Annotated in this window: 11 protein-coding genes; 6 read left to right on the forward strand and 5 right to left on the reverse strand. The window is 41.7% G+C overall.

The annotated features are described in order from the left end of the window. Nucleotides 1-30: 30 nt before the first annotated feature. From rimM to CKV69_RS09340, 5 genes are all read left to right on the forward strand, one after another. The gene (gene rimM, locus CKV69_RS09320; protein ID WP_015702638.1) at nt 31-558 is read left to right on the forward strand and encodes a ribosome maturation factor RimM; all 528 of its coding nucleotides are present in this window, start codon (nt 31-33) and stop codon (nt 556-558) included. A gap of 53 nt (nt 559-611) precedes the next feature. Next, nucleotides 612-1,349 carry a tRNA (guanosine(37)-N1)-methyltransferase TrmD gene (gene trmD, locus CKV69_RS09325; RefSeq protein ID WP_005717781.1) on the forward strand — a complete coding sequence of 246 codons (738 nt, stop codon included), beginning with the start codon at nt 612-614 and terminating at the stop codon, nt 1,347-1,349. A 36-nt stretch (nt 1,350-1,385) separates the two neighbouring features. Next, nucleotides 1,386-1,736, forward strand: a complete 351-nt coding sequence (rplS, locus tag CKV69_RS09330; protein ID WP_005717782.1) for a 50S ribosomal protein L19 — start codon at nt 1,386-1,388, stop codon at nt 1,734-1,736. A 367-nt stretch (nt 1,737-2,103) separates the two neighbouring features. Then, nucleotides 2,104-3,402 carry a C4-dicarboxylate transporter DcuC gene (gene dcuC, locus CKV69_RS09335; RefSeq protein WP_005723851.1) on the forward strand — a complete coding sequence of 433 codons (1,299 nt, stop codon included), beginning with the start codon at nt 2,104-2,106 and terminating at the stop codon, nt 3,400-3,402. Nucleotides 3,403-3,422: 20 nt separating this feature from the next. Continuing rightward, on the forward strand, nt 3,423-4,691 hold the full coding sequence (locus tag CKV69_RS09340) for a M20 family metallo-hydrolase (protein WP_005754824.1): 1,269 nt from the start codon (nt 3,423-3,425) through the stop codon (nt 4,689-4,691). An 84-nt stretch (nt 4,692-4,775) separates the two neighbouring features. On the opposite strand, the gene CKV69_RS09345 is transcribed toward CKV69_RS09340, so the two are convergent. From CKV69_RS09345 to CKV69_RS09365, 5 genes are all read right to left on the reverse strand, one after another. Next, nucleotides 4,776-8,522, reverse strand: coding sequence for an autotransporter subunit beta (locus tag CKV69_RS09345; RefSeq protein ID WP_015702640.1), 3,747 nt, complete (start codon nt 8,520-8,522; stop codon nt 4,776-4,778). A gap of 252 nt (nt 8,523-8,774) precedes the next feature. Next, on the reverse strand, nt 8,775-10,781 hold the full coding sequence (locus CKV69_RS09350; protein ID WP_015702641.1) for a TonB-dependent receptor plug domain-containing protein: 2,007 nt from the start codon (nt 10,779-10,781) through the stop codon (nt 8,775-8,777). Nucleotides 10,782-10,791: 10 nt separating this feature from the next. Further along, complete coding sequence (locus CKV69_RS09355) at nt 10,792-11,268, reverse strand: hypothetical protein (protein ID WP_005719820.1); 477 nt, start codon at nt 11,266-11,268, stop codon at nt 10,792-10,794. A gap of 144 nt (nt 11,269-11,412) precedes the next feature. After that, complete coding sequence (locus CKV69_RS09360; protein WP_015702643.1) at nt 11,413-13,257, reverse strand: ABC transporter ATP-binding protein; 1,845 nt, start codon at nt 13,255-13,257, stop codon at nt 11,413-11,415. Nucleotides 13,258-13,327: 70 nt separating this feature from the next. Further along, nucleotides 13,328-14,371, reverse strand: coding sequence for a glycosyltransferase family 9 protein (locus tag CKV69_RS09365; RefSeq protein WP_025248551.1), 1,044 nt, complete (start codon nt 14,369-14,371; stop codon nt 13,328-13,330). A gap of 91 nt (nt 14,372-14,462) precedes the next feature. Here CKV69_RS09365 and CKV69_RS09370 point away from each other — a divergent pair, with 91 nt between their 5' ends. Beyond that, nucleotides 14,463-15,185 (forward strand): 3-deoxy-D-manno-octulosonic acid kinase, encoded by a 723-nt coding sequence (locus CKV69_RS09370; RefSeq protein WP_005754830.1) that lies wholly within the window; start codon nt 14,463-14,465, stop codon nt 15,183-15,185. Nucleotides 15,186-15,202 lie beyond the last annotated feature (17 nt).

Here is a 15,202-nt window from a genome sequence, read left to right on the forward strand (position 1 = left end):
AGCAGTAGTAAAACGAGATAGGTGGTAAATATGGAACAGCAAAGAATTGAAGTAGTTGGCAAATTAGGCTCAACTTATGGCATTCGCGGTTGGTTACGTATTTATTCATCGACAGAATATGCTGAAAGCATTTTTGATTACCAACCTTGGTTTTTAAAAATTAAAGGGCAATGGCAGCCTACAGAGTTAGAGAGTTGGCGTTACCACAATAACGATTTAATCGTTAAATTGAAACATGTGGACGACCGAGAAGCCGCACAAACCTTAGCGAATATTGAAATTGGCGTTGATTTGGCGGTTTTCCCTGAGCTAGAAGAAGGGGATTATTACTGGCATGATTTAATCGGCTGTAATGTGGTTAACCTTGAAAACTATGCGATGGGCACAGTGACCGAAATGATGGAAACAGGATCTAACGATGTATTGGTTGTGCGTGCAAAAAGCAAAGATGCTTTTGGAAAACAAGAGCGGTTAATTCCGTTTTTGTATGAACAAGTAGTTAAAAGAGTAGATCTCAACACGAAGACAATTGTCGTGGATTGGGACGCTGGTTTCTAACCTCAGGTATGCCGTTTAGCTTTGGCAGTAGCATTTTGATATAAGGGTCACTTATGTTAGTTGGGATTATTAGTTTGTTCCCCGAAATGTTCAAAGCCATTACGGAATTTGGGGTCACAGGTAGAGCTGTCAAACAGAATCTCTTACAGGTGCGTTGTTGGAATCCCCGTGATTTTACGCACGATAAGCATAAAACAGTGGATGATCGCCCTTATGGCGGTGGTCCAGGTATGCTGATGATGGTGCAGCCTTTACGGGATGCGATTCAAGCAGCAAAAGCTGAAGTAGGAGAGGGGGCGAAAGTGATTTACCTTTCGCCACAAGGACGAAAACTCGATCAAGCAGGCGTAAAAGAACTCGCACAGCATCAGAAATTGATTTTACTGTGTGGACGTTACGAAGGCATTGACGAGCGATTGATCGAAACAGAAGTGGATGAAGAATGGTCAGTCGGTGATTATGTACTGACTGGCGGTGAATTGCCGGCTATGACATTAATTGATGCAGTAGCACGATTTATCCCAGGTGTGCTTGGTAAACAAGCCTCAGCCGATGAAGATTCGTTTGCTGAAGGCTTGCTTGATTGTCCACATTATACGCGTCCTGAAGTGTTAGATGGTTTAGCTGTACCACCTGTGCTGATGTCTGGTAATCATGAAGAAATTCGTAAATGGCGATTGAGACAATCGCTTGAGCGTACATGGTTAAGACGCCCTGAGCTATTAGAAAGCCTAGCTCTGACTGACGAACAACGTAAACTGTTGAAGCAAATTAAAGCAGAACACAGTTAATATCAGTTCAATCTAGGATTAGAAAGGTTAATTATTATGAGTAACATCATTAAACAACTTGAACAAGAACAGTTAAAACAAAACTTACCGAGCTTCCGCCCTGGTGACACGTTAGAAGTGAAAGTATGGGTAGTAGAAGGGAGCAAACGTCGTCTGCAAGCATTCGAAGGCGTGGTTATTGCAATTCGTAACCGTGGCTTGCACTCTGCCTTTACATTACGTAAAGTGTCTAACGGTGTCGGTGTTGAGCGTGTTTTCCAAACACATTCACCAATCGTTGATAGCATCACAGTGAAACGTAAAGGTGCGGTACGTCAAGCGAAACTTTACTACTTACGTGAGCGTTCAGGTAAATCTGCTCGTATCAAAGAGCGTTTGGGCGATTAATTCCCAAAAGAAAGGCTTGGTTATCCAAGCCTTTTTTCTTACTTACACATAAAAGTGCGGTTTATTTTTATAAAATTTTATTATCCAGCGGTATCGCCTTAATGTTTTGTTATGGGCTGTTGTGATCAGTACTAAACCTTGCTTAGCTCCCTCATTCTACGCTCTTTGCGTTCACTTTCCTTTGCTTAAGATTCTTTTCTCATTTTATTTCGTGATCCCTATCAATAAAATATGATTTTTAAATTCCTAAATTAAGCTGAACCACGCATACTGAGTGCAAGATTTTTTTGATAGTAAAGTGTCAAGATTATTAAAAAATATCTTGTTTTGGTCAGTAGTTAACATTTAAGACATTGAGGAGCTGATTATGGTGGCATTGAAAGCAATTATTGCGCTTACTGGCATTATTGTTGCTGTCTATTTATTAATAAAGAAATATGAAACACGCACAGTATTAATTGGTGTAGGGTTGTTCATGGCGATTGCAACACTTAACCCAATGGGGGCACTCGATGCATTTGCGAAAAGCATGACATCGGCAGGGCTAATTATGGCAATTTGTTCGAGTATGGGCTTTGCTTATGTGATGAAATATACGCAATGCGATACGCATTTAGTCCATTTATTAACAAAACCATTAAGTGGCTTGAAGTTTTTCTTAATTCCTATCGCCACAATCATTACCTTCTTTATTAACATTGCGATTCCTTCTGCAGCAGGTTGTGCGGCAGCCGTGGGGGCGACGCTCATTCCAGTATTAAAAAGTTCCGGTGTTCGTCCAGCAACAGCTGGGGCAGCAATTCTTGCGGGAACGTTTGGATCGATGATGAGTCCGGGATCGTCGCATTCAGCCATGTTAAGTGAAATGTCAGGTTTAACGGTGACACAAGTTAACTTATCTCATGCGCCTTATACGATGATTGCAGGGGCGATCGGGGCCGTGATGTTAACGATTTTAGCGATTGTGTTTAAAGATTATGGGGAAGAACACCGTCAAGCGTATTTGCTTGAAAATAAAGAGAGTGAGCAAAATGCAGAAAATATGAAAGTGAATATTTTTTATGCATTAGCACCATTAGTACCTTTAGTGATTTTAGTTATTGGTGGAACATCTTTACAAAAAATGCCGGGTTTAGAATGGACGAAGATGGGTGTACCACAAGCGATGTTAATTGGTTCATTATATGCTGTTGTGATGACACGCATTTCACCGGTCAAAATTACAAATGAGTTCTTTAATGGAATGGGTAATTCTTATGCGAATGTGTTAGGTATCATCATTGCGGCAAGCGTCTTTGTTGCGGGTTTAAAATCAACAGGAGCCATTGATAGCGCGATTGAATTCCTGAAACATTCAAATGAATTTGTGCGTTGGGGAGCAACCATAGGACCATTCTTAATGGGCATTGTGACCGGATCGGGAGATGCTGCCGCGATTGCGTTCAATACCGCGGTGACGCCTCATGCAGTCGAATTAGGTTATACCCATGTTAATTTAGGTATGGCTGCCGCGATTGCGGGGGCAATTGGACGTACAGCCTCTCCAATTGCTGGCGTGACAATTGTCTGTGCAGGTTTAGCGATGGTTAGTCCGGTTGAAATGGTCAAACGCACTGCACCAGGCATGATTCTCGCGATCTTATTTTTAGCATTGTTTATGTTGTAATCATAAAGAGGAGCGATTCAATGAGTATAACACTTGAACAACTCATCCAATGGCGTCGTGAATTTCACCGTTTTCCAGAGATTGGTTGGTCTGAGTTTTGGACGACGAGTCGTATTGCAGATTATCTTGAGGAAATGGGATTTGACATTTTATTGGGTGATAAAATTATCAATCCTGAATTTGTACGTGGTCGCCAGCAAGCGGTTGTCGAAGCAGGGTTAGCCAAAGCAATAGCGTATGGCGCAAAAGCAAAATGGCTTGACCAAATGAAGGGTTATACGGGGTGTGTAGCAGTATTAGATACAGGCAAACCGGGTAAAACAGTCGCATTACGTTTTGATATTGACTGTGTTAATGTTAGCGAAACCACCCATCCTGAACATATACCAAATCAATATGGTTTTGCTTCGTTGAATGATGGTTTTATGCATGCTTGTGGACATGATGCTCATATTACCATTGGATTAGGTACGGCTAAATGGTTAGCCGAAAACAAAGATAAACTGCGTGGTAAAATTAAAATTGTTTTTCAGCCTGCTGAAGAAGGGGTACGGGGGGCTGCCGCGATTGCAGCGAGTGGCATCATTGATGATGCGGATTATTTCGCTAGTTCACATATTAGTTTCTGTGCGGATACGGGGACAGTCATCTCAAATCCTAGAAATTTCTTATCGACGACTAAAATTGACATTCGTTATCAAGGTAAGCCGGCACATGCTGGCGCTGCGCCACATTTAGGTCATAATGCGTTACTTGCTGCGGCACACACAGTCACTCAGCTTCATGGTATTGCACGCCATGGTGAAGGGATGACACGGATTAATGTGGGCGTGCTCAATGCGGGTGAAGGACGCAACGTTATCCCAGCAACCGCACAACTTCAATTAGAAGTGCGAGGCGAAAATAAAGCCATTAATGAATATATGGTGGCGCAAGTCATGCAAATGGCGAAGGGGATCGCGATCGGCTTTGATGTTAGCTATGAAACGGAAATCATGGGAGAAGCCGTCGATATGGTGAATGATGAAGAGCTTATTCAACTTGTCGAGAATATTGCATTACAGCAAGCGGATATTAAACAAGTTAATGCAGATTATGCCTTTAATGCGAGTGAAGATGCGACGATTTTAGGACGTCGTGTACAAGAGCAAGGAGGTAAAGCCATTTATTTTATCCTTGGTGCAGATCGTACTGCTGGACATCATCAAGCTGAGTTTGATTTTGATGAAACACAGTTATTAACTGGTGTGAATATCTACACGGCATTGCTTCAACATTTACTGGCTTAATATTGACCGGGCGTATTATCCGTTTTAATGCTTGGTATGTATAAAAAAATAGCTGTGTTTCACACAGCTATTTTTGTGTTTATTTTAGAATGTGACATTGAACCCAACACTACCACCCCAGTATGCATTTCCTGATAATCCACGACCTACATAAGGTGTGAGATCAATACTGCTTTTGGCGCTAATGTTATAACGTAGTGTACTGCTAATATCCCCACGTAACCATTTAAAATCGCCTTGCATTTTCACATCACCAATGCCATCAGCTTTAGCCTGATAGTGTGGATTTTTTAATGAAAGCGCATATTCAATTTCGGCTTTAGGCTCCCAAAAGAGTTGGTTTGTTAACGGAATCGACGTTGTTATACCCAACATGGCAGCTGTATGGCGGAATTTAAGTGGTGCATAAGAAACTGGAAAAGTCACGCTTTCTTCTTGATAGCCATGTTGTTTTACTTCCGTATATTTTAACCCTGTGTATAAACCGGCATGACCACCACTCAAAATATGTGCATTGGCACCGGCGAGTAATGCGACAGATTGGCTAGAAACGTTTGTTTTACCCTTCGCTTGTTCTGTGCCCTCAATTGCCTGACGCTCAATCTCAACCTGATAACGATTCACTGCACCTGTCGCACGGAGATACCAATGTCCATTTTCTACTGCTTGTTTCCATTGTGCATATAAACCAATCCCTAAATTATCACTTGTCCGTTTGTAACCATTGACTTGTTTACTATATGGAGTATGGAAAAGTGCGGTACCAAGTGCAAAATTTTCATTCATGACATAACCAATATTGAGCTGAGTGAGCAAGCTACGATCTTGTTTCTCTGCATCGACAGTAGCTTTAGTACGTACAAAAATGCGTCCAGCCTGACCTGTTGCGTACAATTTACTTGGCTGAGTTTGACGATTGAGATGACTTGGTAAAGTGCTTTTCGCTTCAACGAAAGTATTTCTGAAATCAATACGACTGTAATCGGCTAAGGCATAAGCATTGGAATCTATTGCATCAAAGCCAGAAAAACTCTCAGTTAATGAACTGAGTAGTCGGTTTTGGCTAGAAATCGTTGCCAATGCACGAGTACCTAACCGTCCCATTGTCTCTCTGGTGTCTTGAATTGACACTGGATCGCTCACTTTAGGGATAGCCTGTGTATAATCAAGTTTCCACACGGTTGCTTTTTGAATTGGACGATTAAAATCATCCGTTAAGTCTGTTTCTGACACCCCAACAGCAATTGTTCCATCATGATTGAGTCCGTAAATTGCCCCTTCACCGATGCCTTCCGTTTTTAAGGTGCTGAGTACAACAGGTTTTTGGGTACTGTCATACCATATCACTGGGCGACTAACACAATTATCATCTGGTCGATCTGTGGTTGCACAACCTTGATCAATGGCTGCGGTACCCCCAATAATATTGCCTTGTGCATTCAAGGCATAAGCAAAACTCGAACCCGCATCATGTTGATCGGACGTATAGTTGGTTAAGGATTTTAAATAGGTATGATGCCAGTTTTCGCTTCGTCCTTTGTTTTGCCCATTATTTTTCCATAAGACAGCTTGGTTTTGTTTCACATTCGGACTGACTTGTGTATAACCTATCGCCACTGAGCCATCTGCGTTCAATGCATGTACAGCACCATTAAAGTTGTGTTTCGTGTCCACATTTAAACGCGTGACTTTCCAGTCCTCAGAACCATCATCTGTCCAAATCGCAGGGCGTTGATTTTTAATAGACTGTCTTTCTAAGCGTTTTCCAATAAAATCGGCACTGCCTGCAATCACTTGACCGTCATGACTAATGGTTCGGGCATCAGCGGATGGTGTATAGTAAGTGCTATTGCTAAAAGGTGTTTCTAAGCGAATCGGTTTACTACCTTCCTGCCATTGTGTTCCCTCTCGTTTCCATAATACGGCTTGTTTCGCTCGTGGATCAAAAGTGTAATCGATTGGCGCGATACTTTGTCCTACGGCAAAGGCACCATCGGCACTTAGTGCACTGACTTTACCTGACACCTGTGTGGGATTATCAATCAGATTATTCACCGCACCCATCCCATTTAGCCCAAGTGTATCGAGGCGAGTTGGATGGTCGTGACCGTTTTGCCAAATTGCAGGGTACTTAGAAATCACTTTTCGGTTGTCTGCTTTGCGGAAGTAATGACTACGCGCTTCGCCACCATAAGTGAGCCCATCATGGCTGATCGCCCACACAGCAGCATGGTTTGTGTTGCCTTCAAAATTGCGTAACGCAATAGTTTGCCCCTCTTTCCAAATGGTTGCCGCACCGCCGCGTTCTGTACGGCTTTCACCTATTCCGCCGATGACGCGTCCATCACCAGAAATTGTCATCGCAAAAGAATAGCCCAGGACGGTTGAGGTCGGGGTTTCTACTGAACTGACCGTATAAGTAATAGGTGCTTGCTCAGGTGTTGATGGTAACGTATTCAGCTTTGGTGTATCTGGTTGCGTCGGCTTAGGTGATGTCGGCGCTTCAGGGAGCGGTGTTTTGGGATAAGTAATTTTCCATACCACGGCTTTTTGTGTTCTGGCATAGCCATCTGTCAAATCAGTATCAGCGACACCGACTGCAATGGTACCATCATCATTGAGAGCATAGACCGCACCATTGCCCGAACCATCCGCTTTTAAGGTATTTAATTCTAGCGGTTTGCTAGTAGTGTTATACCATACAACAGGACGTGCGATGCAGTTATCATCTGGTTTTTCAGTTGTGGCACAATCTTGTTCAGTGGTGGCAATTCCCCCGACAATAGAACCATCTTTATTTAAACTATAAGCAAAACTGGAACCAGCATCATGTTCTTCCGCACGATGATGTGTGAGGGATTTTAAATAAGTAAAAGTCCAGTTTTCACTGACGGATTTATCTTGTCCGTTATTTTTCCATACGACCGCTTGATTACGTTTTACATCTGTTGTGGTTTGCGTATAACCTGCCACGGTGATGCCATCCGCGCTAATGGCATGTGCCATGCCGTTAAAATTATCATGCTCTTCAACAGGTAAACGAGTGACTTTCCAATCGCTTAAATTTTCACTTGTCCAAATAGTAGGGCGTTGATCTTTACTAAATGACGTATTTTTATTGACCGCTTTAATCCAATCTGCGCTACCGGCAATGACATTTCCAGCATGACTAATGGCATTGGCATTCGCACTTGGGGCGTAATAATCACTTTTTTCATAAGGAGTAGGCAATATTTCTGGTTTCGTACCTGTTATCCAACCGTTTTCTCCACGTTTCCAAAGTACCGCCAATGTTGTGCTACTTTCATTGTAGCTGTCTTTTTCTGGAATACTCTGTCCTATCGCAATCGATCCATTTGCACTGAGCGCATTGACTTTGCCTGATACGGTTGTATTGTCACCTGCTCGATTGCCAATGGTACCGAGCCCCCCTTGTCTTATTGTCGCTAGACGAATTGGTTTGTCATTGTCGGCTAACCAAATAGCCGGAAATCTTGCTTTGAAATCCCTTGTTGTAAAACCTGCTTTTCCTCGATAGCTATACAGTGCTTCACCGGCATAAGTTGAACCATCGTGGCTAACTGCCCAAATGGCCGCATTATTTGCTTTATAGGATGTTGGATGTACCTTTGTTTCGTCGTAGTAGGCTCTCCCAAAATTCATGAATTCTTTTATCGTTCCATTTTGCCAAATGACGGCAGCACCTGCGCGCTCATGGCTACCTTCGCCAATCCCGCCGATCACGTTACCGTCACCAGAAATGGCACGTGCGCTAGAGAAGTAAAAGTTTTTAGCTGAGTTTATGTCATTTGTTAGTAATGTCGGTGTCATTGATTCAGCGTGAGTTGTGAAAGGCAGAAAAAACGTTGAAATGAAGAGGGAAAGGTAAGTTCGTTGATATTGTCTGTTGTTCATAGCTCACTCCAATTAATAATAGGATTGATATATAAAATTATATATAGCGATCCTATTTCTTGTGCTATGAATGTCAAGATGAGTGTTATGGATTTGTTAAATAGATCACAAAATAACCAAAAAATTGTGATAAAGTAGCCAACAAAGTGGCTACTTTTCTATAACAAGTTAGAACATATATTTGACATTAGCAAAGTACACTCGACCTTCTTCTGGCATACCATAAGTGTAGTAATAGTTTTTATCAAAAATATTATTGATTCCTGCATCAATGACAAAGTTGGATGTAGCTTGATAAGTCAATTTAGTATTGGTTACTCCAAATCCAGCCACTTTGGTTGTATTCGCTTTGATTTGTCTATTAGGGATACGGTCAAGACTATAACGTCCAGTTTCAGCTTCTTGACTGACATAAAGTGAAAGGTTTGGTAAGACTTTCCAATCGGCATATACAAAGACTTTATGTCTTGGGATATGGTGAATAATCATCTCTTTATGCGTACGGTTTTTCGCCCGTAAATACGTATAGTTTGCCCCTAAAGTCAGGTTATCCGTGACAAAAGCTGTGGCAGCCAACTCAATCCCTTTGCGAATTTCTTTACCATAATTCTGATTTTGTTTTAAATTATCTGGATGATTAGGAATAACTACTTCTTCAATCGCATCATGAACATCGCTATAGAACAATGCGCCTTCTAAACGTAACCAGTCATTGAAAGTACGTAAATAACTTACTTCATAGTGATAGGCTGTTTCAGGTCCAAGGAATGGATTAGGTTCTACACTACCAAATCGACGAGAATAGCGTTCTTTCATTGTGGGTAGGTGTGTCTTTTTCGCAAAGCTGGCAGCAAATTCATCATTTTTATCAAAGCGATGGCTTAATTTGATTTGATAATTCAGTGCGTGTTGATTGCCCAGTTTGAATGGATTAATTGATTTTGGGGCATTTTTGCCTTTTGATTTTACATCAAACTTCTCAGCACGATTGGCTTTACGATAATCATAGCTGATCCCTGATATCAATTGCGTATTGCTTGCTAATTGATAGGTATGTTCTAGTCCAATACTGTAAGTTTGATCTTTATTTTTTGTCACCGGATCATTGTTGTCATGTTCTCGGTGTATATCTGCTTTATAGTTTAGTGCCAATTTTAAGGTGTGTTGTGTGGTTAAGTCCGCGCCCAATTCAATACCTGCGCCATAGGAATAATCGCGGTAGTAGCTAGTATCAGCAGTAGTAAAAGTCGCATCTTTAAACATGTCTAAGTCATTTTTGAAAGTATCATAGAATACTTTGCTATTGATATAGGCATTATGTGGGGCAAATTGAGTATGTGATAAGAAATAGAGGCTGTCTTTATCCCATGCATTCCAACGCCAAAAACGCCCTGCACTTTGGTGTTCGCCAGCATAGAAGGGCTGTTCTTTTTTTGCTTTTTGTGTGCTTAGCACGAAGGCATATTCATCGGTATTATTTGGCGTATAAGCCAGTTTTAAACTTAATTTTTTATCACGATGCACCGATTGCTCAGCTCGTCCACCGTCTTCCAAGCTTTTACCTTGCTGTTTATAGTGATGAGAAAGTTGTAACCCTTGTCGCTCAACAAAGCTGCCGTTGATCTGAGCATAAAATTGTTCTTGCTTGCTACCTAGGCTGAAATAAGTTTGGTTGGTACTTGTTTTGGCATCGCGTCCTTTTTGAAAGCCATAACCAAGTGTACCTTCTAGTGGTTTAGTTGGTTTACGACTGATTAAATTAATTGCCCCGCCCATCGTATTTGGACCATATAGCACGGCGCTTGCGCCTTTAGAAATATCAATACGTGAGAGATCAAAAGTGCTGAAACGACCTAAGTCCATATTGCCATCATAAGGCACATATACAGGGATACCATCAATGTATATAGGGACACGACGAGCATCAAAGCCTCGTACATTAATGTTTTGCTCACTGCGTGCGCCAATACGTTCAAAACTTACTCCTGGTGTTATTTTGGCGACTTTAGCAACATTCGTAATATTGTTTTTCTCGAGCGCTTGGTATTCAAGGCGTGTCGTGGTGAGATCGCTACTGTTATCCGCAATGACTTCAATTTGTCCAAGTTGAAAGATATGTGCATAACTTGATGCGCAAACGAGCGTAATTACACTATAAAGAAAAGTTTTTTGCATAAGAGATCCTTTAAGAGTTAGGGGAAAATTTAAGCCGCATTGCAATATCAATACACAAAAAGATTTTTTCATCATTGTTATGGCAAGCTTGGCGTAAGGTTTGGCGAGTGCTGAGCACCTGAATTCGCACTTGACGTAATTCGTCCAAAAAGTGCGGTTCAGATAATTGAAATTCTTCGATGAGTTGTTGCACAGTCAGGTTTTCAAACGTTTGAATTAAGCGCTCTAAAGTACAATAACTGGGGTATTTGCTGTGATAAAGCCAATCAAAAAATTGAGTATGGATTTTCTTTAATTTACTACGTCGATGAATAAGATGCAGCACAATACTGCAAATGAAAAGAAGGGCAAAAATCAGGTGAGTAGAAAGTGCAACAGGGAAGTTGATCCCAAAATAGAGAAAAAGCCCTGACAAGATTATGGCAGAAACGCTGATTAACATCAGCATAGTCAAACTAAATTTATAAATAACACTGAATTTTTGCATAATTTGAGTGAGTAAAGTGAATAAATTTAGCGCAGATTATAGAGTATCATTATATAAAAATAAATATAACGATAGGGATTTTTAAAGTGCGGTCAACATCGCTAAAATATTTACCGCACTTTTGAACTGAAGAAAAGAAACGTTTTAGTGATCTGTATCTGTCAAAAAACCACCGCTTTGATGGGTCCACAGTTTGGCATATAAACCATTTTGGGCAAGCAATTCATGGTGTGTCCCTTGTTCGACAATTTGCCCTTTATCTAATACTACTAAGCGATCCATGGCAGCAATTGTTGATAAGCGATGAGCAATGGCAATGACGGTTTTATTTTCCATCATTTTATCGAGACTTTCTTGAATGGCGGCTTCGACTTCAGAATCGAGAGCGCTGGTGGCTTCATCAAGTAATAAAATCGGGGCGTCTTTTAACATCACGCGGGCGATCGCAATGCGTTGGCGTTGTCCACCTGAAAGTTTGACTCCTCGTTCACCCACATGGGCATCATAGCCCGTACGACCTTTGGCATCACTAAGTTGCGGAATAAAATCCGCTGCTTCAGCACGTTGTGCTGCACAGTACATTTCTTCTTCCGTCGCATGAGGGCGACCATAAACAATGTTCTCTCGCACGGAGCGATGTAGGAGTGAGGTATCTTGAGTGACTAAGCCGATTTGACTACGTAAACTTTCTTGCGAGACATCACATACATTTTGTCCATCAATAGTAATTGTCCCTTGTTGTGCTTCATAAAAACGCAGTAATAAATTGACAATAGTCGATTTTCCCGCGCCGGAACGCCCAATGAGTCCGACTTTTTCACCCGGTTTAATGGTTAAATTAAAGTCTGTGAGCAACGGTTTATCAGGCGAATAGGCAAAATGTACGTTGTGAAAGCGAATTTCTCCTTGCTGAATTTGAATGGGTTTCGCGTCTTGTTTATCCACGATCGTATGGGGTTTGCTGAGGGTTTGCATACCGTCATTGACCGTACCGATATTTTCAAATAAACGTGCAGACTCCCACATAATCCAATGGGATAGACCATTGACGCGTAACGCCATGGCTACAGCCGTGGCTATCGCACCGACGCCAATACTTCCTTGTTGCCAGAGAAAAATGCCTAATATTGCGGTCCCCAATGTCAAGGCGATATTGGCAGCGTAGGTCAGAATATCTAAACCTGTGCCTAAACGCATTTGTGCGTGTACGGTAAGCATAAATTCTTCCATTGAACGTTTCGCATACGCAGCTTCTCGTGTGCCATGAGAGAAAAGTTTTACTGTCGTAATGTTTGCGTAGGCATCCGTGATACGTCCAGTCATCAGGGAACGTGCATCAGCTTGGCGCTCTGCGGTTTTTGCCAGTTTCGGGATAAGAATACGTAAAATCGTGCCGAAAGTGATTAACCAAAGTACAAAGGGTAACAGTAACCAGCCGTCTAGGCTGGCTAACACCACACCAGAGGTAATAAAATACACCGACACATACACCACCATATCCGCTAATGTGAGTACCGTATCACGTACCGCCAGTGCCGTTTGCATCACTTTAGCAGACACTCTGCCAGCAAATTCGTCTTGATAGAACGATAAACTTTGACCGAGCATCAAGCGATGGAAATTCCAACGTAAGCGCATTGGAAAGACCCCTTGCAGGGTTTGTAAGCGGACTGCGGAGGCGATGAATGCCCATACAATACTAAACAGCAGCAAGCCTGCCATCGCCAATAGTAATGGTCCTTTTTCTTGCCACAGTGTGAGCGGGGTATATTCGGTTAACCAGTCAACCAGAATACCCATAAAACGAAAGAGTACCCCTTCCACAATGCCGATACCAATCGTGAGGAACGCTAATAAAAAGATCCAACCGCGCATGCCCTCCAAATTTGCCCAAATAAAGCGGATCAGCGTTTTGGGTGCCGTTTTGGGGGCCTCAGGTGGATAAGGATTCACCCGATTTTCAAACCATGTAAAAATCTTATCTAACATAAGCATTCCTTTATAACATTGCGAGGTTCATCATTGAACGTCATAAAATTTATAAAAAACAGGCCGCACTTTAAAACAGATTGAGTGCTTTCATTTGGGCAACAACGTCCGCAACCTCAATTTCTGCCATCAGATTTTTCCCTTTTAACTTAGTTGCCCAAGGTAATTGATTAGACGGCTTACCGAACTCTTTTTGTACATTTTGTTCATAGACCGACACGACGTTGGCTAGATTGTTGTAAGGACCTGTACGCAAGGGATTGTGATACGCATATAAACCAATGACATCGGTACCTTGCGTGGTGGCGAGATGTGCAGGTCCCGAGTCGGGGGAAAGCACGACATCGACCATACCGATCAATGCAGTAAGTTGTTTGAGGTTAGTTTTGCCAGATAAATCAGTAGGTGTAAACTTACATTGGGCGAGGATTTTTTGTACCATTTCTTTTTCACGTTTTGCTGGTGAAGCACAAAAAATAACATGAATGTTGTGTTGATGTGCGATATTGGCAATGTCGGCATAACGTTCAACCAACCAATCTTTTTCAGTTTTACTGGAACAAGGTGAAATCAATAAATTTTTTCGTGTTTTATCCACATATTGGGCGACAGCATTGCGGTCTGCATCGCTAATAGCAAGTTGCCATTGTGGTGCAGTGATAGGAACGCCGAGATAGGCTACAAATGCCATAAAACCATCAAGCACATGCGGACTTTGTGGCTCGTGAATTTTCCGATTGGTAAACAACCCTTGTCCTTCTCTTGCTCGTTTTTTGCCAAAACCCACTTTATAAGTGGCATTGATCCCGAGTGAAATCATGGAAGCGCGTAAGGCCGTTTGCATATTTAATAACGCATCAAAATGACGTGATTTTAATTGTTTCCACAGGGCAAAGATGCCTTTCCAGCCAGTTTTTTTATCGTAACTGATTAATTCAATATCAGGAATACCAGCCAGTAACTGCGCCTCTGTTTTGCCGACGATCCACGTGATTTTTGTATCTGGCCAATGGCGTTGAATTTGTTGTACCGCAGCCAATGCGTGACAAACATCACCAATAGCCGATAAACGTAAAATACAAAGTGAGTGGGGGGGCGTGCTAAACAGCGGTATCATTATCTCGTCCAATAAATCTTGTGTGAATTTTAACTATTTTAAAGTAGAATGTGACCATTCGCTATCTCTGATTTCATCTAATAAAAATATGCTTGAATTTAAACACAAAAATACGTTTTTCTTGTTTAACTTTAAACAACCTAAAGCACAGCAGGCGTGCTTTTTTCGATCTTCATTTTGGAAAAAACAAGCGCGTATTCTTGGTTCCGCACAGGGACGAGGCGTAACGTGGTTTTTACAAACAAAAGATTTGTTTGGTGTCAACGCAGCATTAAAACATTATTACCGTGGTGGGTTATGGGGCAAAATTAATCGAGATTATTATCGTTTCTCAACCTTATCTAATGCGCGTAGTTTTGCGGAGTTTTCGTTGTTAAAACAACTTCATGAAGCAGGGCTCGCTGTTCCAAAGCCCCTTGGCGCTTGTGTGGAAAAAGTCGCATTTGGTTTTTATCGTGCTGATTTGTTAACAGAAAAAATTGAGCATGCACAAGATCTCACTGTCTATTTACAACAAGATAAGCTGACGGAACAAGATTGGCACAAAGTCGGACAACTCATTCATCAATTACACAGTTTGCAAGTGTGCCATACCGACTTAAATGCGCACAATATTTTGGTACAACAACGAGACGATGGGCGTAAATTCTGGTTAATTGATTTTGATAAATGTGCACATCAGCTTGGTGAACGTTGGAAAAGTGAAAATTTAAACAGATTACACCGCTCTTTTATGAAAGAAGTGACGCGGATGAAAATTCAATTCAGTGAACAAGACTGGCAAGCTTTGTTAGCGGGATATCAAGCATAAGGGGAAAACATATTTCC

This window comes from Pasteurella multocida, from assembly GCF_900187275.1.
GTDB lineage: Bacteria > Pseudomonadota > Gammaproteobacteria > Enterobacterales > Pasteurellaceae > Pasteurella > Pasteurella multocida.

Excerpts from the sequence above, each read along its gene's own strand:
- CKV69_RS09340 (WP_005754824.1), top strand. The coding sequence starts at position 3,423 with ATGAGTATAACACTTGAACAACTCATCCAATGGCGTCGTGAATTTCAC.
- CKV69_RS09345 (WP_015702640.1), bottom strand. The coding sequence starts at position 8,522 with ATGACACCGACATTACTAACAAATGACATAAACTCAGCTAAAAACTTT.
- rplS (WP_005717782.1), top strand. The coding sequence starts at position 1,386 with ATGAGTAACATCATTAAACAACTTGAACAAGAACAGTTAAAACAAAAC.
- rimM (WP_015702638.1), top strand. The coding sequence starts at position 31 with ATGGAACAGCAAAGAATTGAAGTAGTTGGCAAATTAGGCTCAACTTAT.
- trmD (WP_005717781.1), top strand. The coding sequence starts at position 612 with ATGTTAGTTGGGATTATTAGTTTGTTCCCCGAAATGTTCAAAGCCATT.
- dcuC (WP_005723851.1), top strand. The coding sequence starts at position 2,104 with ATGGTGGCATTGAAAGCAATTATTGCGCTTACTGGCATTATTGTTGCT.
- CKV69_RS09355 (WP_005719820.1), bottom strand. The coding sequence starts at position 11,268 with ATGCAAAAATTCAGTGTTATTTATAAATTTAGTTTGACTATGCTGATG.
- CKV69_RS09360 (WP_015702643.1), bottom strand. The coding sequence starts at position 13,257 with ATGTTAGATAAGATTTTTACATGGTTTGAAAATCGGGTGAATCCTTAT.
- CKV69_RS09350 (WP_015702641.1), bottom strand. The coding sequence starts at position 10,781 with ATGCAAAAAACTTTTCTTTATAGTGTAATTACGCTCGTTTGCGCATCA.
- CKV69_RS09370 (WP_005754830.1), top strand. The coding sequence starts at position 14,463 with ATGCTTGAATTTAAACACAAAAATACGTTTTTCTTGTTTAACTTTAAA.